This window comes from Thermocrispum sp. (assembly GCF_002919275.1).
GTDB lineage: Bacteria > Actinomycetota > Actinomycetes > Mycobacteriales > Pseudonocardiaceae > Thermocrispum > Thermocrispum agreste.
Window position 1 is genome coordinate 83,771 of the sequence record NZ_PKFA01000057.1, and the last position, 21,800, is coordinate 105,570.

Below are 21,800 nucleotides of genomic sequence, written 5' to 3' on the forward strand. Positions count from 1 at the left end.
CGACCTTCTCCACGGATCGCCTGGGAGTGCGAATGGGAGCGGTTCTGGCGAAAGCTCGGGCCGACGGCCGGTTCCGGTTGTCGCAGGAGCAGATCATTCTCATCGTCGTGGCGTCGCTGTTCGTGGTGTTCAGCGTCCTGCTGGACGGGTTCTTCACCGCGGACAACCTGCTGAACCTGCTCCGCAGCGTTTCCTCACTCGGCATCCTGAGCGTGGCGATGGCGGTCGTGGTGATCGCCCGGGGGATGGATTTGTCTCTGGTGGCGTCGATGGGCGTGAGCACCGCGATCGCCATTCAGCTCATGCGCTCGGAACTGAGCACGCCGGAAGCCCTGCTGATCGGCCTGGGCATCGTGCTGCTGCTCGGTGCGATCAACGGTTTCCTGATCGCGTTCGTGGAGATTCCCGCGCTGTTCGCCACGTTGGCTTCCGGATTGTTGATCTACGGCGTGGCGCGCACGCTGGTACTCGACGGCTTGATCGTCGAGCTGCCGCCGGACCGGGGGTTCGTGCGCTGGCTGGGGCAGGGCGTGGTGTTCGGCATTCCCGCGCCGATCGTGATCTTCGCCGTCGTGGCCCTGGTGGCGCACTTCTTGCTCAGCCGTACCAGGACCGGCCGATTCATCTACGCGCACGGTGACAATGCGGGCGCTGCGGCGCTGACCGGCATTCCGGTCCGCCCGCTCACCTTGATCGAGTACATGATCGCCGGTGCGATCGGCTTCTGCGGCGGGCTGGTCATGGCCGGATCGGTCGGCGGATTCAACACCCAGATCATCGACGGGTCGCTGATCTACGACGTGCTGCTGGTGGTCGTCGTCGGCGGCATCAGCCTGGTGGGTGGCCGCGGCGGGGTGCTGTCCGTACTGGCGGGCACTGCACTGATCGGCGTGATGCTCAACGGAATGACGATCTTGAACATGAACACCCACGAAAAGGACATCGTCAAAGGGCTGATCCTGCTGGCCGCACTGGTCCTGGACAACCGGCTGCACCCCCGAGACGAAGAAACGGTTCGGCAAGGCGACTGAAAGCCTCGATCACCCATCACTCACCCCGGAGGTCATTGCGACAAGGAGGTCGTCATGCGCACGGTCCACCGAAAAGCGCGGCGGTCGGTCGCGTTCGCCGCCGCGGCGCTGATAGCGCTGGCCGGATGTTCGACCGGCGGCGATTCGAACGCGGGCGGGAACGACGGAGGCGAGGGCCTGCCGCCGGACGTTTCCTCGGCGAAATTGCGCCAGCACGCCATCGACAGCCTGAAAGGCAAGACGGCGGCGTTCGTCCCGGTGGGCCTCGGCACACCGTTGACCGAGGAATGGGCGCGCCAGATGAAACGCGGGTTCGAAGCCGCGGGCATGAAGTTCGTCGTCCGCGACCCGAACTGGGACACCGCGCGCCAGGCTGAGGCGGTGCAGTCGTTGATCAACGAAAAGCCGGACGTGCTGGTCGTGCACAACTTCGACGTGCAGGTGCTGGCCAAACTGATCCAGCAGGCGGAGAAGGCGGGCATCTACGTCATCCAGATCAACATGGTGTCCAACTACAAGTCCGATGCGTTCGTCGGCGCGGACACCATCGAGCTGGGCAGGCGGATCGCCACCGACATCGTCAAGGTGTGCGGCAAGGGCACCGACACGTCGCACAAGGTGCAGATCGTGCAGGGTGACGCCACCTCCGGTTTCACGCTCGACGTGATGGCCGGGGCCAAGGAGGTGTTCGACAAGCACCCGGAGATCAAGATCGTGTCCACCCAGGCGGCGAACTGGGACCGGACCAAGGCGCACGACATCACCGCGACGGTCATCCAGCAGCACCCGGACCTGTGCGCCAGCTGGGGCTTCTGGGACCAGATGCAGTACGGCGCGGCGACCGCGATCAAGGAAGCGGGCAAGATCGACCAGGTCAAGGTGTTCACCTCCGACCACAGCTCGATCACCTGCGAGGCGCTCAGGGACAAGCTGTTCTACCAGTCCTACGGCTACTCGGTGCCGACCCAGGGAGCGGACATCGTCGCGATCGCCAAGCAGTTGCTGCAGTCCGGGCGTCCGCCGGGGTCGTCCCGCATCGCCGACTACACCCCGCTGGTGAAGATCGATCGCACCAACTGGGACGAACCGAACATGTGCTACGACGGCAAGACCGACGGCCTGACCGTCTCCTGATCGCCGTCCGGCACGAATCCGCGACTGCGGTCCGGGGCGCTCGTGCATGCCCCCGCGGGCGCCCCGGGCTCCTCACCTTCCGCTAGCCACCTCGTCTGTCAAGGCCGCCGCGCTCGGTGCCATGAAGAGAGCGAGAATTGCCATGACCGCAACCGTGCCACGGCTGCGTCTCGGATCCCGGCCGCCGGAACGGAACGTGCCGGCGAACGAGACCCTCGTGATGAAGCTGCGACACCTGCGCAGGCGCATCGCCCTGCAACAGGTCTTCGCCGAGTTGTTCGAGAAGCGCTGGATGGAGCCGGCCATCCCGCTGGCGCTGTTGATCGGCGTGTTCGTGTTCTTCTCGGCCACCACACCTGGGTTCGCCAGCCAGGAGAACCTGCTGTCCACCTCCGCCGAGCTGGCCGAGCTGTCGCTGGTGTGCCTCGGCATGGCGGTGGTGGTCATCTCGGGCGGGATCGACCTGTCGGTCGGTTCCATGTTCGGCCTGTGCAACATGGCAGTGATCCTGCTGGTCACCCTCAGCGGCCTGCCGGTGCCCGTGGCGATCGCCCTCGGCCTGCTGATCGGCGCCCTGCTCGGCTCGGTCAACGGCAGCATCGTCGCCTACCTCAAGGCACGGCCGTTCCTCACCACGCTGGTCACGCTGATCATCTTCCGCGGCGTGCTCAACCTGCTCGACCTGAATTACTCCGCGCAGACCGCCACCGTGTTCGTGACCGATCCGGTGTGGGAGTGGTTCGGCACCGGCAAGGTGGCGGGCATCCCGTTCAGCTTCGTCACGCTGATCGGTGTGCTGATCGTGGGCCACATCGTGCTCAGCCGCTCCCGGCTCGGCTGGCACATCACCGCGGTCGGCGCCAGCAGGCGGGCCGCGCGGCACGCGGGCATCCGGGTGGAGCGGGTGCTGTTGATCAGCTACGTGTTCTCCGGGCTGCTGTGCGCGCTCGCCGCGATCTTCTACGCATCGCGCCTGTCCAGCGCCAGCGCGCGGGTCGGGGAGGGCATGGAGCTGACCGTGCTCACCGCGGTGATCCTGGGCGGCATCAGCCTGTCCGGCGGCAAGGGCACGGTGTGGCGGGCGTTCATCGGCGCCGCCACGATCAGCCTGCTCGGCAAGGGCCTGCTGCTGATGAACGTCGGCGGCGAGGTGTTCCAGACCGTGCTGGCCGCGGTGCTGATCGTCGCCGTCGGCCTGGACCTGAAGTGGGGCAAGAACCGCGGCAAGGCGATCCAGAAGACCTACGTCAACCCCACCATCGTCGAGTACGGCGAGCTGCAGGACACCCGGCCGGGATCCGGCACGCCGTTCGAGCAGAACGACCGGCTGGTCGGCGCCGAGGCGATCGGCCTCGGGCAGGTCGAGGGTCCCGAGGACGTGATCCTGGACAAGCAGGGCCGCCTGTACTGCGGCACGCGGCAGGGGTGGATTCTCCGCTTCTCCGGGGAGAACTTCGAGCACCGGGAGATCTTCGCCAGGATCGGCGGCCATCCGCTGGGGCTGGCGTTCGATGCGGAGGAGAACCTCGTCGTCTGCGTCGCAGGCATGGGCTTGTACGCGGTGACGCCGCAGGGTGAGGTGCGCAAGCTCACCGACGAGACCAACCGCAACTGGTTGCAGCTGCGCGACGACAGCCGGCTGCGCCTGGCCGACGACTTGGACATCGCGCCCGACGGCAAGATCTACTTCAGCGAGGCGACCACCCGGTTCGAGATGGCCGACTGGATCCTGGACGGGATCGAAGGGCGGCCGAACGGGCGGCTGCTCTGCTACGACCCGGCGACCGGCAAGACCAGGACGGTCATCCGCAACCTGGTGTTCCCCAACGGGGTGTGCGTCAGCCACGACGGCAAGTCGCTGCTCATCGCGCAGACCTGGCTGTGCCGCATCCTGCGGTTCCACATCGACGGCCCGGACAAGGGCCGGCTGGAAGTGTTCATGGAGAACTTCCCCGGCTACCTGGACAACATCAACCGGGCGTCGGACGGCGCGTACTGGGTGGCGCTCAACGGCATGCGTTCCCCCGCCTACGACCTCGCCATGCGGATGCCGACGTTCCGCCGCCGCATGATGAAGCGCATCCCGCGGGACGAGTGGCTGTACCCGAGCATGAATCACGGCTGCGTGGTCAAGGTGTCCGAGCAGGGCGAAGTGCTCGGCACGTGGTGGGACCCGGGCGGTACCGCGCACGCCACGATCACCTCGATGCGCGAGCACGGCGGCTACCTGTACATCGGCGGCCTGGAGAACAACCGCATCGGCCGGATCAAGCTGGACGAGGCCGAGCCGACGGCTTCCTCGTCCGGCCGGGCGGTGCGTTCCGTCGCCGGGTCCGCGGCGAACTGAAAGGAGCCGGCGGTGTCACGATTCGAAGCTCTGCAGCTGATCAAGGAGTTCCTGTTCCCCGGCAGGCACAGTGGGACGGCGATTCCGCCGCTCGACGGCGGGCTGACCCCCAACGACGCGCTGGAGGAAGCGAAGCTGGTCGTGGAGCTTCCCGAGCCGGACGACGTGCTGCTCGACGCCGATCAGCTGTACGTCACCAGCGGGAACACACTGCTGCGCATGCCGGCCGACGGCGGTGACCCGGTCACCGTCGCCGAGTTCGGCGGGGAGGCAGGGGCGCTGGCGCGCCTGGTGGACGGCCGGTTGCTGGTGGCGGTCGCCGGCGTCGGGGTCGTCGCGGTCACCGCGGACGGCCGCACCGAGGTGGTGCTGGACCAGGTGGCTGGACGGCCATTGCGGTGTCCGACCGACTTCGCGGTGGCTGCCGACGGTTCGGTGCTCGTCACCGACGGGTCGAGCAAGCACGCCGGGCAGCAGTGGGTGCACGACCTGATGGAGTGCAACCGGCTGGGCAGGCTGGTGCGTTTCGACCCGGACAGCGGCTCGGCCGACCTGCTCGCCGACGAACTCGGCTACGCCAGCGGGGTGACGCTGACCGAGGACGGCGCCGCCGCGGTGGTCAGTGAGGCTTGGACGCACCGGATCAGCACGTTCCCGCTCGACGGCGGGCAGCCGAGCGTGCTGAAGCAGAACCTGCCCGGTTATCCCGGACGGCTGCAGCCCGCCGCGGGCGGCGGTTACTGGCTGGCGATGTTCGCGCTGCGTACCCAGCTGGTGGAGTTCGTGCTCACGCAGCGCTACTACGTCGAGGAGATGATGCGCACGATCGAGCCGGACCTGTGGATCCGGCCCGCGTTGCGCGGCCTCAACAGCGGCCTGGAGCCGCTGCAAGGCGGTCAGATCCGCAAGCTCGGCGTGGTCAAGCCGTGGGCCCCGCCGCGGTCCTACGGGCTGGCCGTCCGGCTGGACCCGGACGGATATCCGGCGAGCAGCCTGCACAGCAGAGGCGGAGGGAGCAGGCACGGCGTGACGTCGGTGCGGCAGTGCGGGCAGCGAGTGCTGATCGCGTCCCGTGGCGGGGACTGCGTCGTGGAGGTGAGTCACCCATGAGCCAGTCCATGGTCGACCTGCTCGACATCTCCCCGGACCAGCGGGACACCAGGCTGGTCGATCTGCGCAAGGTCACCAAGACCTACCGGGGCGTGCATGCCATCAAGGACATCGACTTCACCCTCGACGCGGGGGAGGTGCACGCCCTGGTCGGCGAGAACGGTGCGGGCAAGTCGACGTTGTGCAAGATCCTTTCCGGCGCGGTGCAGCCCACCTCCGGTGAGATGTTCATCGCCGGCGAGCGGGTGTCGTTCCGCCGGCCGCACGACGCGCTCGAGCACGGCGTGGCGATGGTCTACCAGGAGACCAGCCTGGTGCCGACGATGACGGCCGCGCAGAACATCGAGCTCGGCCACGAGCGGCTGCTGACCCGGTTCCGGTCGCTGAACATCGGTGCCCAGCAGCTGCTGATGTCGATGAACTTCCACGTCAACCCGACGGCCTACGTGTCGACGCTGGGCGCGGCGCAGAAACAAATGGTGGAGATCGCGCGGGCGTTGCGGTCGAACGCGCGCATCGTCATCTTCGACGAGCCCACGGCGACGTTGACGCCGGAAGAGACGCTGCACCTGTTCGACGTCATCAACAAGCTGCGCGAGGCGGGGCTGGGCATCATCTACGTCTCGCACATGCTGGAGGAATCCCTCAAGATCGCCGACCGGGTCACCGTACTGCGCGACGGCGAGCGGATCGTGACCCTCGATGCCAAGAAGACGACGCGCGACGAGCTGGTCAAGCACATGGTCGGCAGGGCGCTGACCGGGACGCAGACCCGGCGGCGGTCCGGCGGCGACGGCAAGCCGCAGCGCAGGCGGAAAGTGCTCGAGGTGGAAAACCTCATCCTCGGCAACGTCGTGCGGAACATGTCGTTCTCCGCCTACGCCGGGGAAGTGCTGGGCATCGCGGGCCTGATCGGCAGCGGCAGGACCGAGACCGCCAAGATCATCGCGGGCGCGCTCAAACGCAACCGGATCCACGGCGGACGGGTCCTGGTGAACGGCAAGCCGGTGCGGTACCGGGTGCCCAAGCAAGCCATCGACGACGGCATCGTCTACATCACCGAAGACCGCAAGGCCGACGGGTTCTTCGAGACGATGACCATCGCAGAGAACCTGTATCTCGGCTACCTGGCGTCGCGCCGCGGCCGCAAGCGATGGCTGCTGTCCCGCAGGCGGCGGGCGGAGATCGCGCGGGAGTGGACCAAGCGGCTGCGGATCAAGGCGATCAACTCCGACGCCAAGATCGTCGAGCTGTCCGGCGGCAACCAGCAGAAGGTCGTCGTGGGGAAATCCCTGGTCGCCGACCCGGAAGTGGTGATTTTCGACGAGCCGACCCGCGGGGTCGACGTCGGGGCCATCGAGGAAATCCACCAAATGATCCGTCAGCTGGCCGACGAAGGAAAAGCGGTGATCGTGATCTCGTCCTATCTGCCGGAGATCCTGGCCGTGTCGGATCGCATCCTGGTCACGCGGTTCGGCCGGGCGGTGGCGGAATTCAGCGCCGAAGAGGCCACGCAGGAAAAGATCATGTACGCGGCGATCTTCTGAAGGTGGGCCATGGGCATTCTGGACGCGCCACCACAGGCGATCGAAGAACGGTTCGGCAGGCAGCTCGGCAGGCCGGTACGGCTGGTGGAACGCAAGCTGGCCGGGGAAGGCCTGTCGGACGAGACCGGTGTGCTCGTGCTGGACGACGACGGCGAGCTGCGGAAGGTGGTCGTGCGCCTGTTCCGCCCCGGCGCGATGGCCCGGCACGAGGTCGATCCGCGGCGCCTGCACCGGCTGCTGGTGGCACTGACCGCCACGCCGGTCCCGGTGCCGCAACCGCTGTGGTTCGATGCGGATCGTTCGTTGTTCGGCGAGAGCTACTCGGTCGTGGCGTGGGTACCGGGGATCGCCGTGGTGCCGTGGTCGCCGGAGGGGCGCAAGTACCTCGCCGAGGTCGGCCGGGGGCCGATCGGTGAGGACTTCTGCCGGATCCTTGCCGAGATCCACGCCATCGACCAACACACCGCGGACGTGGGCTTTCTCGGCGTGCCGCCGGCAGGCACGGCGTTCGCCGAGGCGGAGATCGCCCAGCTGGAGGACTACCTGCGGCGGGTCGCCGACGAGCCGGAACCGATCATCGTCGACGGCCTCGGCTGGCTCCGGGCCAACGTGCCTGCCAGCGAACGGATCGGCCTGGTGCACGGCGACTACCGCACCGGCAACGTGCTGTTCGGCGACGACCGGGTCAACGCGGTCATCGACTGGGAGTTCGCGCGGTTGGGGGACCCGCTCTACGACGTCGGGTGGGTGTGCTGTCCGTCCAACCGCGTCGACAGCGACCTGGTGTGCATGATCCTGCCCCAGGAGGAGTTCCTGGCCCGCTACGAGCGGCACGCCGGATGCCGGGTGGACCGGGACGCGCTGCACTTCTGGATCACGTTCCACCAGGTCCGGCACGCGGTCATGTGGCTGGACGCGGGCAAGAAAGTCCGTGACGGCCAGATCGACGATCTTCGCCTCGCGCGAATGCACTACACGATGCCGACCATGCGCGCCATGGTCGCCGACTGTCTCGCATACACATGATCAGCCCGGCACAGATGCTCTTGGCGATCCGCAAGGAACTGACCACCTCCGTGCTGCCGGCCATCACCGACGACCGTGCGCGCTCCTCGGTGATCGCGACGGTCGGCATCCTCGGCGTGCTGGCCCTGCAGGTCAGGGAGGACGACGCGTGGCTGGCCGACTCGGTGCGGGTGCTGTCGGCCGGGGTGCGGCGGTGGCCGGTGGAGGTTCCCGACGAGGTGGCGGACGCGCGCCAGTACCGCAGGCAGTTGCTGGCCGCGATCACGGAGTTGATCAGGCGGATCTGGGACGGGGAAGCGGACAGCGCGCTGCTGCCGGACATCCGCGGAGTGTTGCACGCCGACCTGGAGCTGCAGTTGAAGCGAACTCGGTGACGAGGAACGGAGCGAGGGATGGACCGCTACACGTTGGCGGAGGTGCTGCGCAAGCACCGCACGGCGGGCAGTGTGAACGCCGAGCGGATCGCGGTGACGTTCGAAGGGGCGTCGCTGACCTACGACGAGCTCGACGCGCGCTCGGACCGGGTGGCCGCCGGGTTGCGAGCCCGGGGGTTCGCGCACGGCGACCGGGTCGGGGTGCTGCTGTACAACCGGTTGGAGTGGCTGGAGCTGTTCTTCGCCGTCGCCAAGCTCGGCGGCGTCGTGGTGCCGATCAACTACCTGCTGAAACGCAAGGAAGTCGAGTTCATCCTCGACGACTGCCAAGCGCGCTGGCTGGTGTTCGAGAAGGCGCTGGCCGACGTGGCACCAGTGGACGGATCACGCCGCATCGTCACCATCGACACCTCCGTCGACGGCGGCATCGACTACCAGGAGCTGCTGTCGGCCGATGCGGACGATGCTCCCCGTGACGCCGCGAAGGCCGACGACCTGGTGTTGCTGCAGTACACCTCGGGCACCACCGGCACCCCGAAGGGGGCCATGCACACGCACTCCACGGTGCTGTGGAACAGCTTCCACCAGATCGTCGACTACGAGATCACGGCCAAGGACGTCTACCTGATCGTGCCCGCGCTGTGCTGGGCGGCCGGGCTGCACGACATCGCGCTCGCCACGCTGTGGCGGGGCGGGCGGGTGGTGCTGAGCCCGAGCACCGGGTTCGAACCCACCCGTCTGCTGGCCACCGTGCAGCGCGAGCGGGTCACCGCGACGCTGATGGTGCCGACCGTGCTCAAGCGGGTGCTGGCCGAGCCGACGCTCGGCGACTACGACACCTCGTCGCTGCGGCTGATCGTGTCCGGTGGTGAGCCGGTGCCGGTGACGGCGATCGAGGACGCGCAGCGGAAGCTGCCGAACTGTGCCGTGCTGCAGGTCTACGGCATGAGCGAGTTCCCGACCATGATGAGCTACCTGCCCGCGGAGGACGCGGTTCGCAAGCTCGGGTCCGCCGGGCGGGCGTGCAGCGCGGCCGAGTTGCGGATCGTCGACGACAAAGGCAACGACGTGCCGCCCGGTGTGGTCGGCGAGATCATCTGCCGCTCCCCGGCGAATATGATCGGCTACTACAACCGGCCGGAGGCCACCAAGGCGGCGCTGGCCGGGGGCTGGCTGCACACCGGGGACCTGGCCACTTACGACGAGGAGGGATACATCTTCATCTCCGGCCGGGCCAAGGACATGATCATCTCCGGCGGGCTGAACGTGTACCCGGCCGAGGTGGAACGCGTGCTGGCCCAGCACGACGACGTCATCGAGGCCGCCGTGGTCGGCAAACCGGACGACAAGTGGGGCGAGGTCGGCGACGCCCTGGTGGTCGTCCGGCCGGGGGCGACCGTCACGGAGGACGAACTGCTCGAGCACATGCGCGCCGAGCTGGCCAACTACAAGATCCCCAAGCGCATCACGCTGACCACCGAACCGTTGCCACGCACCACGTCCGGCAAGGTTCAGAAGTTCCGTGTCAAGGAGTTGCTGCAGTCATGACGTGGGAGTTCGCCACCGAGCCGGAATTCGCCGAGAAGCTGAAGTGGATGCGTGAGTTCGTCGACGAGCGGGTGTCCCTGCTGGAGACCGTCGACCTCGACGACGACGCCTTCCGCGCCGCCATCGCGCCGCTGCAGGAGGAAGTCAAACGGCGCGGCCTGTGGGCCGCCCACCTCGACCCGGAGCTGGGCGGACAGGGGTTCGGGCAGGTCAAGCTGGGGTTGATGCACGAGATCATCGGCCGCAGCTGGGTCGCCCCCTACGTGTTCGGCAATCAGGCGCCGGACTCGGGCAACTCGGAGATCTTGGCGCGCTACGGCACCGAGGAGCAGCGCAGGACGTACCTCGAGCCCCTGCTGGCCGGAAAGCTGCGATCGGCGTACGCGATGACCGAGCCGGGCGCGGGAGCCGACCCGACCCTGTTGAGCACCCGCGCCGAACTGGACGGCGACCACTGGGTGATCAACGGCCGGAAGTGGTTCATCACGAATGCCTCGGTCGCCGACTTCTTCATCGTCATGGCGGTCACCGACCCCGACGCGCCGCCGCGGGAGCGGGCCTCGCAGTTCATCGTTCCCGCGGGCACCCCCGGCCTGGTGGTCGAGCGGGATTTCGGCACGATGGAGGATCCCCGGCCCCGGCCGGGCCGGCTGGACAACCACGCGGAGGTGTCGTTCACCGACGTCCGGTTGCCCGCGTCGGCGATGCTCGGCGAGCGTGGCGCGGGATTCGCCATCGCGCAGAGCAGGCTCGGTCCCGGCCGGATCCACCACTGCATGCGCTGGGTCGGGCAGGCGCAGCGGGCGCTGGACATGCTGTGCGAGCGGGCCAAGTACCGGTTCACCCACGGCTCGCTGCTCGCCGACAAGCAGACCATCCAGAACTGGATCGCCGACTCCTGGACCGAGTTGAACGCGCTGCGCCTGATGACCTTGCAGGCTGCCTGGATCATCGACACCCAGGGGGTGCGGGCGGCACGCGTGCACATCAGCTCCATCAAGTACTGGGGGGCCAAGGTCCTGCACGACGTCATCGACCGGGCCCTGCAGGCCCATGGCTCCCTCGGCTACTCGTCGGACCTGCCGCTGGAGCAGATGTACCGGAAGGCGCGTGCGGCACGGATCTACGACGGTCCGGACGAGGTGCACCGGCAGGTCGTCGCCCGGCATGTCTTGCGGGAGTACTCCGCGCCCGCCGACGAACTTCCCACCGAGTGGGTGCCGCGGCGGCGGGAGAAGGCGATGGAGGTCTTCGCATTGACGGAGTGACGCGGGAAGCGAGCCCCAGGCGCACGGGCGATGCACGATGAGCTGCGCCACCACCATCGCGGTCTGCAAGCGAGCCCAGGTGCACGGGCGATGCGGTCCCGCGACGGCCGACGGTGCCGCAAAAGCCGCAAGGCGCCACAAAGGCTACAAAGACCACAAAGCCACAAAGGCATTGTCGGCCGTCCCACCGCGCCGAGCAGAGCCGTCGCCGGGGGATCGGCACCCTCGTTCGCGTCGTCGGTGTCGGTGGTTCCGGCTAAGGTGCGCGCGTGTCCAAGGCCGATTTCAAGAAGCTCGACTGCTACCGCGCCCGCAGCGGGGAGTTCCGCGTCGTCGACGTTCCGCCGCTGCAGTACCTGATGATCGACGGATACGGCGATCCGAACACCAGCGCGTCCTTCCGGGAAGCGGTCGAGACGCTGTTCCCGCTGGCCTACAAGCTGAAGTTCGCCAGCAAGCAGGAGCTGGGCCTGGACTACGTCGTCATGCCGCTGGAGGGCTTGTGGTGGGCGGACGACATGGACAGCTTCACCACCGCGCGGGACAAGTCCAAGTGGCATTTCACCGTGATGATCATGCAGCCGGAGTGGATCACCGGCGACATGTTGCAGGCCGCGAAACGGAAGGTGGCCGCGGCCGGGCAGGCGCCCCGGCTCGACGAGGTGCGTCTGGAGACCCTGGAGGAGGGCCGGTGTGTGCAGACGCTGCACATCGGGCCGTTCGACGAGGAGGCCGAGACGCTGGCGACGATGCACCACGACGTCATCCCGGCCCAGGGTTTCGCGCTGACCGGCAAGCACCACGAGATCTACCTGTCCGATCTGCGGCGGGCCGCGCCGGACAAGTTGCGCACCATCCTGCGGCAGCCGGTGCGCCCGGCGTGACGGCTGCCGCGGCCCGTGGGTGGGCGCCGCTGGTGGCCGTGGTGTCGGTTGCGTGCCTGTCCTGTGTTGTCTGTGTGGCTGGGCCGTGGCGAGTGCTGGCTGGTGGTCGTGGTGTCGGTTGCGTGCCCGTCCTGTGCTGCCTGCGCGGCTGGGTCGTGGCGAATGCGCCGCTCGGGGGCCGGGCTTTCCACGACGTGGCCGGGCTTGCCCGGCGGGACTAGGCTGACTGTCGCCGATGGTCCGCCTCCGCGCCGCGCGGAGGCGGGGCAAGAGGGAACCCGGTGCGAATCCGGGACTGCCCCGCAGCGGTGAACGAGAACGACCACCGTCATCGAAGCACTGGGCGTGCGCATCGCCTGGGAAGCGACGGCCAGTAGGTCCACCGGTCGCCCGGTGGGTGCTCGTGAGTCCGAAGACCTGCCATCGGCGCGCACGCCGCCGGCGTGCGCTGGTCCGGCGCCACTCGGGTGGGCTTGCGGACACGCCCTCGTGAGCCAAGGGCGCCCTGCCTGCTGCCCGCGCGGCGCCGGCGCGTCCATTCCAGCTCGCGAGGAGAGAGCGAATGACCGAAACCGCCATCGGCGCCACCGTGCTGGGGTACCCGCGGATCGGGCCGAACCGGGAACTCAAACGCGCCGTCGAAAGCTACTGGTCCGGCGACCTGGACGAGCCCGCACTGCAAGCCGTCGCCGCCGAGCTGCGCCACGCGACGTGGCGGGAACTGTCCGATGCCGGTCTGGACAGCGTTCCCGGCAACACCTTCTCCTACTACGACCACGTGCTCGACACCGCGGTGATGGTCGACGCCATCCCGCAGCGGTATCGCGACCTGGGCCTCGGCGATTTCGACACGTACTTCGCGATGGCCAGGGGCACGACCGAGGTGGCGCCGCTCGAGCTGACCAAGTGGTTCGACACCAACTACCACTACCTGGTCCCCGAGCTCGGTCCAGCCACCTCGTTCCGGTTGCGCAACGACGTCCCGGTGCAGGACTACCGGCAGGCCGCGCAGGCCGGGATCACCACCCGCCCGGTGCTGCTGGGACCGGTGACGTTCCTGCTGCTGGCCAAACCGGCGCCGGGTTCCGAGCCGGGGTTCACCACGTTGAGCTTGCTCGAGCCGTTGGTGGAGGCCTACGCCGACCTGCTGACCCAGCTCGCCGCGGCGGGAGCGGAATGGGTCCAGCTCGACGAACCGGCGTTCGCGGCGGACCGTTCCGCCGCCGAACTGGCCGCGCTGCGCCGCGCCTACGACCGGCTTGCGTCCCTGCCGCACCGTCCCAAGCTGCTGGTCACCGGCTACTACGGTGACCTCGGCGACGCGCTGCCGGTGCTGGCCTCGACCGCGGTGGAAGCGATCGCGGTCGATCTCGTGGCGGGGCCAGGGGCGGCGGAACGGATTCCGGCGATTCCCGGGTTGCGGAGCAAGATCGTGGTGGCCGGGCTGGTCGACGGACGCAACATCTGGCGGACGGACCTGCGTGCCGCGCTGGAGCAAGTCGAGCCGATGCGCGACGCAGTAGCGGGCCTGGCGGTGTCCACGTCGTGTTCGCTGCTGCACGTTCCCTACGACCTGGCGAGGGAAACCGACCTGGATCCGGCGTTGCGCGAGCGGCTGGCGTTCGCCAGGCAGAAGCTCGCCGAGGTCGTGGTGCTCGGCCGGGCGCTCCGTGGCGAGGACGTGGCGGCGGAGGTGGAAGACGCCGCGGCGGCCGTCGAGCGCGGGCGGAGCGCCGCACGCCGGGACGAGACCGTTCGCCGGCGCCTGGCCGAGCTTTCCCCAGCGGACCGTGCCAGGCCCCCGTACCACGAACGAGCGGCCGCGCACCGTCAGCGGCTGGACCTGCCGCCGCTGGCGTGCACCACGATCGGTTCCTTCCCGCAGACCCGGCGGGTCCGCAAGGCCAGAGCCGACCTGCGGGCGGGACGCATCGACCAGCAGACCTACCGGCAGCTGATGCGCGCCGAGATCGAGTCGGTCGTGCGCCTGCAGGAGGAGATCGGGCTCGACGTGCTGGTGCACGGTGAACCCGAGCGCAACGACATGGTGCAGTACTTCGCCGAGCGGCTGGAGGGCTTCGCGACCACCCAGCACGGATGGGTCCAGTCCTACGGCACGCGCTGTGTTCGTCCGCCGATCCTGCACGGGGACGTCAGCAGGCCGGGGCCGATCACCGTGGAGTGGAGCAAGTACGCGCAGTCGCTGACCTCCCGTCCGGTCAAGGGCATGCTGACCGGCCCGGTCACCATCCTGGCGTGGTCCTTCGTGCGGGACGACCAGCCGCTGGCCGCCACCGCCGACCAGGTCGCCCTGGCGCTGCGCGACGAGATCGCGGATCTGGAGGCCGCCGGGTTGTCCGTCGTCCAGGTCGACGAGCCCGCGCTGCGCGAGCTGCTACCGCTGCGGGAGCGCGACCGCAAGGCGTATCTGGACTGGGCGGTCGGCGCCTTCCGGCTGGCGACCGGCGGGGCGAGCCCGGGCACGCAGATCCACACCCACCTCTGCTACTCCGAGTTCGGCGACGTGATCACCGCGATCGACGCGCTCGACGCCGACGTCACCACGATCGAGGCGGCGCGCTCCCGTATGGAGGTGCTCGACGACCTGGCGGACGCCGGCTTCGCCCGCGGTGTCGGACCGGGTATGTACGACATCCACTCCCCGCGGGTGCCTAGCGTCGAAGAAGTCGGGGAGCTGCTGGACGCGGCGTTGCGCGTGGTGCCCAGGGAACGGCTGTGGGTCAATCCCGACTGCGGGCTGAAGACCCGCGCGTACGCCGAAGTCGAACCGGCCTTGCGGAATCTGGTGCAGGCAGCCCGAGCCCGTCGCTGACCTCGGCGCGGTCGGTCTTGTGCGGCGGGCGGGCGCCGATCTGTCCGGTGCTCGCCCGCTCCACCACCTGCTGCATGGATGACGACGTGCTTGCCGCCGTCACGGCGCCGGCTCCGGCAGTTGCCCGGGCAAGCCGTCGAAAGCGGCCGCCGGCGCTGCGCAGCGCCGGCTCCGGTAGACCGCGTAAAGCAGGCCGGATGCGACCAGGACAGGCAGGTGGGCCAGCACGTCGGACACGGTGACCAGCCCTGCGGCGAGATCGAGCGCGGCAAGCACCGTCAATACCCCGGTGAAGCACACCATCACCGGGAGCATGGCCGCCGCGTAGCGCGGCCGCGCGGCGGCGACGAACAGCCCGACGGCCAGCGCCAGTGTGCACGTCGCGGTCTCCTGGACCAGGCGGCTGGAGGTCGTGCCTGCCTGGTGCACGGGACCGGGCTCCGCCAGCAGCTCGGCCATCCCCAGCCCGCCGATGACCAGCGCGAGCACCCCCAGTGCCGCGCGGGTTCCGGTGTCGTCCGCCTTGGCCGGGCGGTGGCGGGCCAGCACCGCGGCGGCCAGGTCGGGGCCGGTGGCCACCGGCCGGACGCGCAGCCGCCTGGTCAGCTGATCCGCCTGGGTGTGCCACTGCCTGCACTCGCCGCACTGCGCCAGGTGCCGGTCGACATGCTCACGCAGGGCGGGCTCGGCTTCGCCGTCCAGACGCGCCGACAGAGCCTCACGGGAAGTTTCGCAGTCCACGAAGACATGGTGGGTCGAACGGCGACGCAATTCCAGCCCGTGCCCAATACCATCCGACGCAATGAACGACGATCTCGACGGGGTGACCAGCCTGGCGCTGGATGCGCGCGCCGGTGATCGCGGCGCGCTGGCCCGGTTCGTGCGCGCCACCCAGCACGACGTGTGGTGGTTCGCGGCGCTGCTGGCAGACGTCGGGGTCGCCGGGAAGCTCGCGGTGGAGACTTTCGAGCGGGCGATGGCCGTCCTGCCTCGGTACTCCGGGCGCTTGTCGGCGCGGACCTGGCTGCTCGCCATCGCTCGCCGCGTCGTGCTCGAGCACCTCCGCTGGGGCGGCACGCGTTCGCAGGCCGCGCCCGCCACCCCGCGGCCGGGCGGGGCAGGAGAGCAGCCGCCAGCCGGGGCCGACGATCTCGTCGAGGCGAACCTGCTGCTCGGCACCCTCGATCACGATTGCCGCGAAGCAGTGGTGCTGACGCAGACCCTCGCACTGCCGTATGGGGAAGCCGCCGTGGTCGTGGGCTGTTCGGTGGCCACGATCCGCTCGCGAGTGGCCAGGGCCCGCGCTCAGCTGGTGCGAGCCGCCGGGCATCACGCGGCCGCGGGCGCGGGGTCGCAACTCACACCAGACTGGTCCAGTACGACCAGAATCTCTGCACCACCAGCGCGATGATCACCACGTACCACAACGCGAGGATCGCGCTGTGTACGCGGCGCAGCGGCGCCAGCGCCGGCCAGGCGTCCAGTGCCGAGTACCAGAAGATCGGGATCGTGACCGCCCAGACGACCATGCAGTAGGGGCAGAGCGCGCCGATGTCGTAGAGACTGCTCGCGATCAGCCAGTGGATGAACACCACCGCCACGGTGCTGCCCGCGACCATGCCGGCGCGGTACCACCGCGGCGGGCGGAATCCGGCGAGCATCGCGACGCCGGTGGTGACCACCACGGCGAAGCCGCCGATTCCGAGCAGCGGGTTGGGGAAGCCGAGCACCGCGGCCTGCGAGCTGTCCATCACCGACCCGCAGGACAACACGGGGTTGAACGAGCAGGTCGGGATGTAGTCGGGATCGCGCAGCCTGGCGATCTTCTCCAGAGTCAGCGCGCCCGACGCCAGCAGTCCGATGCCGCCCGCGATGACGTACAGCCACGCCAGCCCGCGGGACGGGGCGGCAGCCTCCGCGGCAGGCCGGCCGGTCTCAGTTCGTGTGCTCATCCCAGCGCCTTGTCCAGTTCCGCGCGCAGCTGACGTTCGACGTCGGCGAAGGTCTCCCCGGACGGCTCGAACCGTTTCCCGTTGATGAAGAACGTCGGCGTCGCCTCCACCCCGAGCTTCTCACCGTCGGCCATGTCGCGCTGCACCTTCTTGCTCACATCGGCCGCCTCGATGTCCGCGCGGAACTGTGCGACGTCCAGGCCGATCTCGCGGGCGTAGCGCTCGAACTGGCGCGCTGCTTCCTTCGGGTCCGATCGCAGGGACTCGCCTTGCACGGCCCAGTCCGTCCAGTTCTGGTACAGCTTCGTGTACATCTCGGCGAACTTGTCCTGCTTGCCCGCGGCCTCGGCGGCGCGTGCGGCCAGGGGGGCCAGCGGGTGAATGTCCAGCGGAAAGTTGCGTGGCACGAACGTGATGCGGCCCGCGTAGTCCTTCTCGATCTTGCTGGTGATGTTGCGGTAGTAGGCCGCGCACGCCGAGCACTGGTAGTCCAGGAACTCGACCAGCGTGACCTGGGGACCGTCGGGGTCCGCCTCGCTCAACGTGTGGGCGTCCTCGGGTACCAGCGTCTCGGACGGGGCGGCCGCGGTCGTGCCGTTGTCGTCATCGCCGCCGAAAAGCAGGATCGCGCCGAAGACGACCAGCGCGAGCACGACCACCACGCTGGTGAGAATCACGTTGATCGACGGTCGGCGGGGGCCGTCCAGCGGGCTCCGCCGGCGGGGCGACTGGGTGGGCATGTGTCTTCCTCACTCCTGACCAATCACGCTCACCGACATCGTCGACAGCAGGGTGCACAGTTCCGGTGAAGTCCCGGTACCGTCACACGGACGGGTTTTCCCATGGACTCGCTCGATGGGCCCGCAAAGACACCGAAGGTGCCCGCTCAGGCGGCCGGCGCGGTGACGCCCGGCTACCCCTCCGAAGAACCCCCGGCACAGGCGTCTTCCGCGGCCTCGAGTGCCGGAGCGAGCTGGCGCAGTGCCTCGGTGAGCAACGTGGCGAGCGAACCGGACGGCACCATCAGCGCGCTGCTCGTGGCGGCCGGCTGCACCCATCTGCGGAGCGCCACCCGCACGGCGGACGCGACACCGGCGGCCAGCACTTCCGCCTTCAGGCGCCGCGTGTCCTCGTCGCCGCCCAGCCTGGCCGCGATCGCGTTGGCCAGTGGCGCCTCGATCGCGGTCGCCGACTCCAGGTAGGCCTGCCGCACGCCGGGGTGGCCGGTGATGGTGAGCAAGGTGTCCCGGTGCCGCTCGGACGGCTCGGTGAATTCGCTGACCACGGCGTTGATCACCGCCTCGGCGAGGCCGGCCGTCGCCGGCTGGTTCGCCAGCGCTTCGGCGACGCGCTGCTCGCGTTCGGCCGTCACCGCGGCCACGATGGCCTGCTCCCGGCTGGCGAAGTAGTTGTTGTAGGTCCGCGGGGAGACCCCGGCGGCGTCGGCGATGTCCTCCACCCGTACCTGGTCCACGCCGCGTTCCAAGGCCAGCCGCAGGGCGGCCTCGCGGAGGGCTTTGCGCGTGGCCTCCTTCTTCCGTTCCCGCAAACCACCGGTTCGGCTCGGCACGTGGCCAGTGTCGCACGAATCTTGCGTGTGCGCAAACTTGCGTGCACGCAACTTTTTCCGTACCGTGGCCGTCGCCCACAGGACTGGAAGGGATCGGGCGATGCGAATCAAGGGAATGACCTACGACACCGGCTTCATCCGGCCGGGCAACTGCTCGCGAGAGCACTTCGACCCGGCCACCGTGCGCCGGGAACTGACCATCATCCGCGACGACCTGCACTGCAACGCCGTGCACATCGTGGGTGGTGACCCGGGCCGGCTCGAGCTCGCCGCGCAGTGCGCCGCCGAGCTCGGCCTCGCCGTCTGGTTCTCGCCGTACCCGCTCGAGCTCGATCGTCACCAGATGCTCGAACTGTTCGCCGACTGTGCCCAGCGGGCCGAGCGGCTGCGGCGACAGGGCGCGGACGTCGTGTTCGTCACCGGGGTGGAGCTCACCGTGATGAACCCGGGGTTCGTGCCGGGAAACGATCCGGCCGAACGCGTCGCAGCACTGGTGAGCGACCCGAAGCTGCGCGCGGAGAACTTCGCCGGGGTCAGTGCCCGGCTCAACGACTTCCTGGCCGAAGCGGTCGCGGTGGTCCGGGAGCACTTCGCCGGGCCGCTCACCTACGCGTGCATTCCGTTCGAGCGGGTCGACTGGTCGCAGTTCGACTACGTCGCGGTCGAGCTCATGCGCACCGCCGAGGTGCAGGACAGGTTCGTCGACGCGGTACGGAACCTCGTCGCCCAGCCCAAGCCCGTGGTGATCACCGGCTTCGGCACGGCCACCTGGAAGGGCTCCGCGGACATCGCGCCGCGCAGCATGGAGATCGTCGACTGCGACGAGCACGGGCGTCCGCTCAGGATCAACGGCGACTACGTCCGCGACGAGGAAGGGCAGGCCACCTACCTGCGGGAGCTGTTGGAGATCTACGACGAGGCAGGGGTCGAGGGGACGTTCCCGTTCCTGTTCGCGCTGGAGTCGTACCCGCATCGTCCCGACGACCCGGAGCGGGACCTGGACCTGGCCAGCGTCGGGATCGTGAAGGTGCTCGAGAACGGGCGCGGCGAGACGTATCCGGACATGGCGTGGGAGCCGAAGGCCGCGTTCACCGCCGTGGCCGACTACTACCGGAAGCAGGACGACCGACGCCGAAGCCGGTGACGGGGGAGCGGGCGGAGGAACATCGGCCGGGGGCGTTCCTCCGCCCGCTGCGGCTGCTGCGATGATCCGAGTGTGGACAGTGTGCAGGAGGCGTATCGCAAGCGGGCCGCGGAGTACATCGAGCGACTGGGCAGCATCGACGCGACCGCGGAGGACGACCGCCGCCTGGTCCGCTCCTGGGCGCGCGGGCTCCCCAAGGGGCTGGTCCTGGACGTCGGATGCGGCCCCGGCCACTGGACGCACTGGCTGCGCCTGCAGGGCGTGAAGGTGGCGGGAATCGACCCGGCCCAGGAGTTCATCGCGCATGCGCGGCAGCACTATCCGGACGCCGACTTCCGGCTCGGGCGCGCCGAGCACCTGGATCACGCCGACGGCAGCCTGGCCGGGATTCTCGCCTGGTACTCGCTCATCCACCTGCCACCGCCCTGCATCCCGGACGTGCTCGCCGAGTTTGCCCGGGCGCTCAAGCCGAACGGCGGGCTGCTGCTCGGCTTCTTCACCGGCGACAAGGTCGAGCCGTTCGACCACCAGGTGACCACGGCGTACTACTGGCCGGTCGACGAGCTGGAGCAGCTGGTCCGCGACGCCGGGTTCGACGTGCTGCGCAAGGAGACCAGGAAGGACACGGATGCCCGGTCGCACGGAGCGATCTCCGCGCGACGCTCGGCCGGATCCGGCAACGGAAGCCGCCGGGCAGGCACGGACGGCGGTTCGTGACGCGGCCGCGTGTCCGGGCGAAGAGACCGATCCGGCGGTGTGCGTGCCCGCGCGGCCCGGCTACTCGGTCCGGCGCAGCACCAACAGCGCCACGTCGTCGTCCGGGGTGCTGTTGCCCACCAGGTCAGCCATGATTCGCGCGCACACGCCTTCCGGATGGTCCGGCGTCACCAGCTGGCACAGCCGGTGGATGCCTTCGTCGATCGACTCGCCCCGGCGTTCCACCAGCCCGTCGGTGTAGCACACCAGCACCGCGCCGGGCTCGAGATCCACCGGGTTGGTGCGGCGGGGGACCGGGCGGAGATCGGAGTGCATCGGCGGGTCCACCGGGATCGCCGCCGGTGCCGCAGGCGAATGCGCCGAGGCCACGATCGGCCGCAGGTGTCCCGCGCTGGACATCCATGCGCGGCCGCCTGCCGCATCCAGCACCGCGTACCCGACGGTGGCCATGCCGTTGGCCTCGAAGTGGAAGATGTTGCGGCTCAACCGGATCAGTGTGTCGGCGGGGTCGCTGCTTTCGATCGCGTACGCCCGCAGCGCGCTGCGGATCCGCCCCATCACCGTGGCGGCGCCCAGCCCGTGCCCGGCGACGTCGCCGATGGCGACCCCCCAGCGGCCGTCCAGCAGCTCGAACACGTCGTACCAGTCCCCGCCGACGCCGGTGCGTGAGCCCGGCACGTACCGCGCTGCCAGTTCGAACCCGGGAACGTGCGGCAACCGCGGCGGAAGCAGGCTGCGTTGCAGCGCTAAGGCGGCCGCCCGGTCGATGGCCATCAGCTGGGCCCTGGTGGTCAGCGCGATCCAGTCGGCGGCCAGCTGCAGCACGTGCTCGTCGTTGTCGCTGAACGTGCGCTCGCGCAACGACCCGACGTGCAGCACGCCGATCAGCTTCGAGCCGGCCAGCAGCGGCACGCCGAGCATGGATCGCAGGCCCTTTTCCCACAGCAGCGGATTGGCCACGGTGGTCGGATCGACGTGCCGCAGGTGGATCGGTTTCCGTTCGGCGGCGACTCGCCCGGCGAAGCCCGCCCCGAGTTCCACCCGCACGCCCTGCTGGACTTCTTCCTCCAGCCCGTTGGCCGCCGCGGCCCGCAGGTGCTCGGCGTCGTCGTCCCAGAGCAGGATGACGGCGGCGTCCGCGGACAGCAGCTCCCGCACCCGGCCGAGCAAAGCGCCGAGCGTGCTTTCCAAGTCGAACTGCGACAGCGCGGTGTCGGCGACCACCGCGAGCTGTTCAGCGCGGTTGTCCACATCGGGCGCATCACGGGGCATTCCCTAACCGTAGCCCTGGACACCCGATGTCAAGGCCGTACGA

The 21,800-nt window shown here is 69.2% G+C and carries 19 protein-coding genes and 1 riboswitch; of the genes, 14 read left to right on the plus strand and 5 right to left on the minus strand.

What is annotated here, in order from left to right:
• The first annotated feature begins 32 nt into the window (after positions 1 to 32).
• From CXP56_RS14590 to metE, 11 genes are all read left to right on the plus strand, one after another.
• Positions 33 to 1,031 (plus strand): ABC transporter permease, encoded by a 999-nt coding sequence (locus CXP56_RS14590; protein WP_286901481.1) that lies wholly within the window; start codon positions 33 to 35, stop codon positions 1,029 to 1,031.
• Positions 1,032 to 1,085: 54 nt separating this feature from the next.
• Positions 1,086 to 2,165 carry a sugar ABC transporter substrate-binding protein gene (locus tag CXP56_RS14595; RefSeq protein ID WP_051310189.1) on the plus strand — a complete coding sequence of 360 codons (1,080 nt, stop codon included), beginning with the start codon at positions 1,086 to 1,088 and terminating at the stop codon, positions 2,163 to 2,165.
• Between the two features lie 220 nt (positions 2,166 to 2,385).
• Positions 2,386 to 4,512, plus strand: a complete 2,127-nt coding sequence (locus tag CXP56_RS14600; protein ID WP_286901536.1) for an ABC transporter permease — start codon at positions 2,386 to 2,388, stop codon at positions 4,510 to 4,512.
• 12 nt (positions 4,513 to 4,524) lie between these two features.
• Positions 4,525 to 5,622: an SMP-30/gluconolactonase/LRE family protein gene (locus tag CXP56_RS14605; RefSeq protein WP_084609219.1), complete on the plus strand. Its 1,098-nt coding sequence runs from the start codon at positions 4,525 to 4,527 to the stop codon at positions 5,620 to 5,622.
• Positions 5,619 to 7,169: a sugar ABC transporter ATP-binding protein gene (locus CXP56_RS14610; RefSeq protein WP_084609220.1), complete on the plus strand. Its 1,551-nt coding sequence runs from the start codon at positions 5,619 to 5,621 to the stop codon at positions 7,167 to 7,169. Before CXP56_RS14605 ends, CXP56_RS14610 begins: the two co-directional genes overlap by 4 nt.
• A gap of 9 nt (positions 7,170 to 7,178) precedes the next feature.
• Positions 7,179 to 8,195 (plus strand): phosphotransferase family protein, encoded by a 1,017-nt coding sequence (locus tag CXP56_RS14615; protein WP_028847824.1) that lies wholly within the window; start codon positions 7,179 to 7,181, stop codon positions 8,193 to 8,195.
• Positions 8,196 to 8,209: 14 nt separating this feature from the next.
• Positions 8,210 to 8,569 (plus strand): hypothetical protein, encoded by a 360-nt coding sequence (locus CXP56_RS14620; RefSeq protein WP_156899218.1) that lies wholly within the window; start codon positions 8,210 to 8,212, stop codon positions 8,567 to 8,569.
• Between the two features lie 18 nt (positions 8,570 to 8,587).
• The gene (locus CXP56_RS14625) at positions 8,588 to 10,117 is read left to right on the plus strand and encodes a class I adenylate-forming enzyme family protein (RefSeq protein ID WP_028847826.1); all 1,530 of its coding nucleotides are present in this window, start codon (positions 8,588 to 8,590) and stop codon (positions 10,115 to 10,117) included.
• Positions 10,114 to 11,385 carry an acyl-CoA dehydrogenase family protein gene (locus tag CXP56_RS14630; protein ID WP_286901487.1) on the plus strand — a complete coding sequence of 424 codons (1,272 nt, stop codon included), beginning with the start codon at positions 10,114 to 10,116 and terminating at the stop codon, positions 11,383 to 11,385. Before CXP56_RS14625 ends, CXP56_RS14630 begins: the two co-directional genes overlap by 4 nt.
• 269 nt (positions 11,386 to 11,654) lie before the next feature.
• Positions 11,655 to 12,269, plus strand: coding sequence for a GyrI-like domain-containing protein (locus tag CXP56_RS14635; RefSeq protein ID WP_028847828.1), 615 nt, complete (start codon positions 11,655 to 11,657; stop codon positions 12,267 to 12,269).
• 219 nt (positions 12,270 to 12,488) lie between these two features.
• A riboswitch (cobalamin riboswitch) is annotated at positions 12,489 to 12,708 on the plus strand.
• Positions 12,709 to 12,831: 123 nt separating this feature from the next.
• Positions 12,832 to 15,102 (plus strand): 5-methyltetrahydropteroyltriglutamate--homocysteine S-methyltransferase, encoded by a 2,271-nt coding sequence (gene metE, locus CXP56_RS14640; protein WP_028847829.1) that lies wholly within the window; start codon positions 12,832 to 12,834, stop codon positions 15,100 to 15,102.
• A 99-nt stretch (positions 15,103 to 15,201) separates the two neighbouring features.
• Here the strand turns inward: metE and CXP56_RS14645 are convergent, their stop codons facing one another.
• Positions 15,202 to 15,843: a zf-HC2 domain-containing protein gene (locus CXP56_RS14645; protein WP_286901490.1), complete on the minus strand. Its 642-nt coding sequence runs from the start codon at positions 15,841 to 15,843 to the stop codon at positions 15,202 to 15,204.
• A 61-nt stretch (positions 15,844 to 15,904) separates the two neighbouring features.
• On the opposite strand from CXP56_RS14645, the gene CXP56_RS14650 reads away from it, so the two are divergent.
• Positions 15,905 to 16,513, plus strand: a complete 609-nt coding sequence (locus CXP56_RS14650; protein WP_084609276.1) for a sigma factor-like helix-turn-helix DNA-binding protein — start codon at positions 15,905 to 15,907, stop codon at positions 16,511 to 16,513.
• On the opposite strand, the gene CXP56_RS14655 is transcribed toward CXP56_RS14650, so the two are convergent.
• The 3 genes from CXP56_RS14655 to CXP56_RS14665 form a co-directional block, all read right to left on the minus strand.
• Entirely contained in the window at positions 16,461 to 17,054 is a 594-nt protein-coding gene (locus tag CXP56_RS14655; RefSeq protein WP_084609222.1) for a vitamin K epoxide reductase family protein, read from the minus strand. The two genes, CXP56_RS14650 and CXP56_RS14655, sit on opposite strands and share 53 nt — an antisense overlap.
• Positions 17,051 to 17,731, minus strand: a complete 681-nt coding sequence (locus CXP56_RS14660; RefSeq protein ID WP_286901507.1) for a DsbA family protein — start codon at positions 17,729 to 17,731, stop codon at positions 17,051 to 17,053. The genes CXP56_RS14655 and CXP56_RS14660 overlap by 4 nt, the downstream gene beginning before the upstream one ends.
• A 236-nt stretch (positions 17,732 to 17,967) precedes the next feature.
• Positions 17,968 to 18,624, minus strand: coding sequence for a TetR/AcrR family transcriptional regulator (locus tag CXP56_RS14665; RefSeq protein WP_028847832.1), 657 nt, complete (start codon positions 18,622 to 18,624; stop codon positions 17,968 to 17,970).
• Between the two features lie 100 nt (positions 18,625 to 18,724).
• On the opposite strand from CXP56_RS14665, the gene CXP56_RS14670 reads away from it, so the two are divergent.
• Entirely contained in the window at positions 18,725 to 19,768 is a 1,044-nt protein-coding gene (locus CXP56_RS14670) for a glycoside hydrolase family 113 protein (protein ID WP_286901509.1), read from the plus strand.
• Positions 19,769 to 19,840: 72 nt separating this feature from the next.
• Positions 19,841 to 20,485, plus strand: coding sequence for a class I SAM-dependent methyltransferase (locus tag CXP56_RS14675; protein ID WP_051310192.1), 645 nt, complete (start codon positions 19,841 to 19,843; stop codon positions 20,483 to 20,485).
• Between the two features lie 60 nt (positions 20,486 to 20,545).
• Here CXP56_RS14675 and CXP56_RS14680 read toward each other — a convergent pair whose 3' ends face one another.
• Complete coding sequence (locus tag CXP56_RS14680) at positions 20,546 to 21,757, minus strand: PP2C family protein-serine/threonine phosphatase (RefSeq protein WP_286901510.1); 1,212 nt, start codon at positions 21,755 to 21,757, stop codon at positions 20,546 to 20,548.
• Positions 21,758 to 21,800: the final 43 nt, after the last annotated feature.

Bases quoted from the DNA above. Each gene is read 5' to 3' on its own strand.
- CXP56_RS14625 (WP_028847826.1), top strand. From the start codon at position 8,588: ATGGACCGCTACACGTTGGCGGAGGTGCTGCGCAAGCACCGCACGGCG.
- CXP56_RS14670 (WP_286901509.1), top strand. From the start codon at position 18,725: ATGCGAATCAAGGGAATGACCTACGACACCGGCTTCATCCGGCCGGGC.
- CXP56_RS14680 (WP_286901510.1), bottom strand. From the start codon at position 21,757: ATGCCCCGTGATGCGCCCGATGTGGACAACCGCGCTGAACAGCTCGCG.
- CXP56_RS14655 (WP_084609222.1), bottom strand. From the start codon at position 17,054: ATGAGCACACGAACTGAGACCGGCCGGCCTGCCGCGGAGGCTGCCGCC.
- CXP56_RS14595 (WP_051310189.1), top strand. From the start codon at position 1,086: ATGCGCACGGTCCACCGAAAAGCGCGGCGGTCGGTCGCGTTCGCCGCC.
- CXP56_RS14620 (WP_156899218.1), top strand. From the start codon at position 8,210: ATGCTCTTGGCGATCCGCAAGGAACTGACCACCTCCGTGCTGCCGGCC.
- metE (WP_028847829.1), top strand. From the start codon at position 12,832: ATGACCGAAACCGCCATCGGCGCCACCGTGCTGGGGTACCCGCGGATC.
- CXP56_RS14615 (WP_028847824.1), top strand. From the start codon at position 7,179: ATGGGCATTCTGGACGCGCCACCACAGGCGATCGAAGAACGGTTCGGC.
- CXP56_RS14600 (WP_286901536.1), top strand. From the start codon at position 2,386: ATGAAGCTGCGACACCTGCGCAGGCGCATCGCCCTGCAACAGGTCTTC.
- CXP56_RS14650 (WP_084609276.1), top strand. From the start codon at position 15,905: ATGAACGACGATCTCGACGGGGTGACCAGCCTGGCGCTGGATGCGCGC.
- CXP56_RS14630 (WP_286901487.1), top strand. From the start codon at position 10,114: ATGACGTGGGAGTTCGCCACCGAGCCGGAATTCGCCGAGAAGCTGAAG.
- CXP56_RS14590 (WP_286901481.1), top strand. From the start codon at position 33: ATGGGAGCGGTTCTGGCGAAAGCTCGGGCCGACGGCCGGTTCCGGTTG.
- CXP56_RS14610 (WP_084609220.1), top strand. From the start codon at position 5,619: ATGAGCCAGTCCATGGTCGACCTGCTCGACATCTCCCCGGACCAGCGG.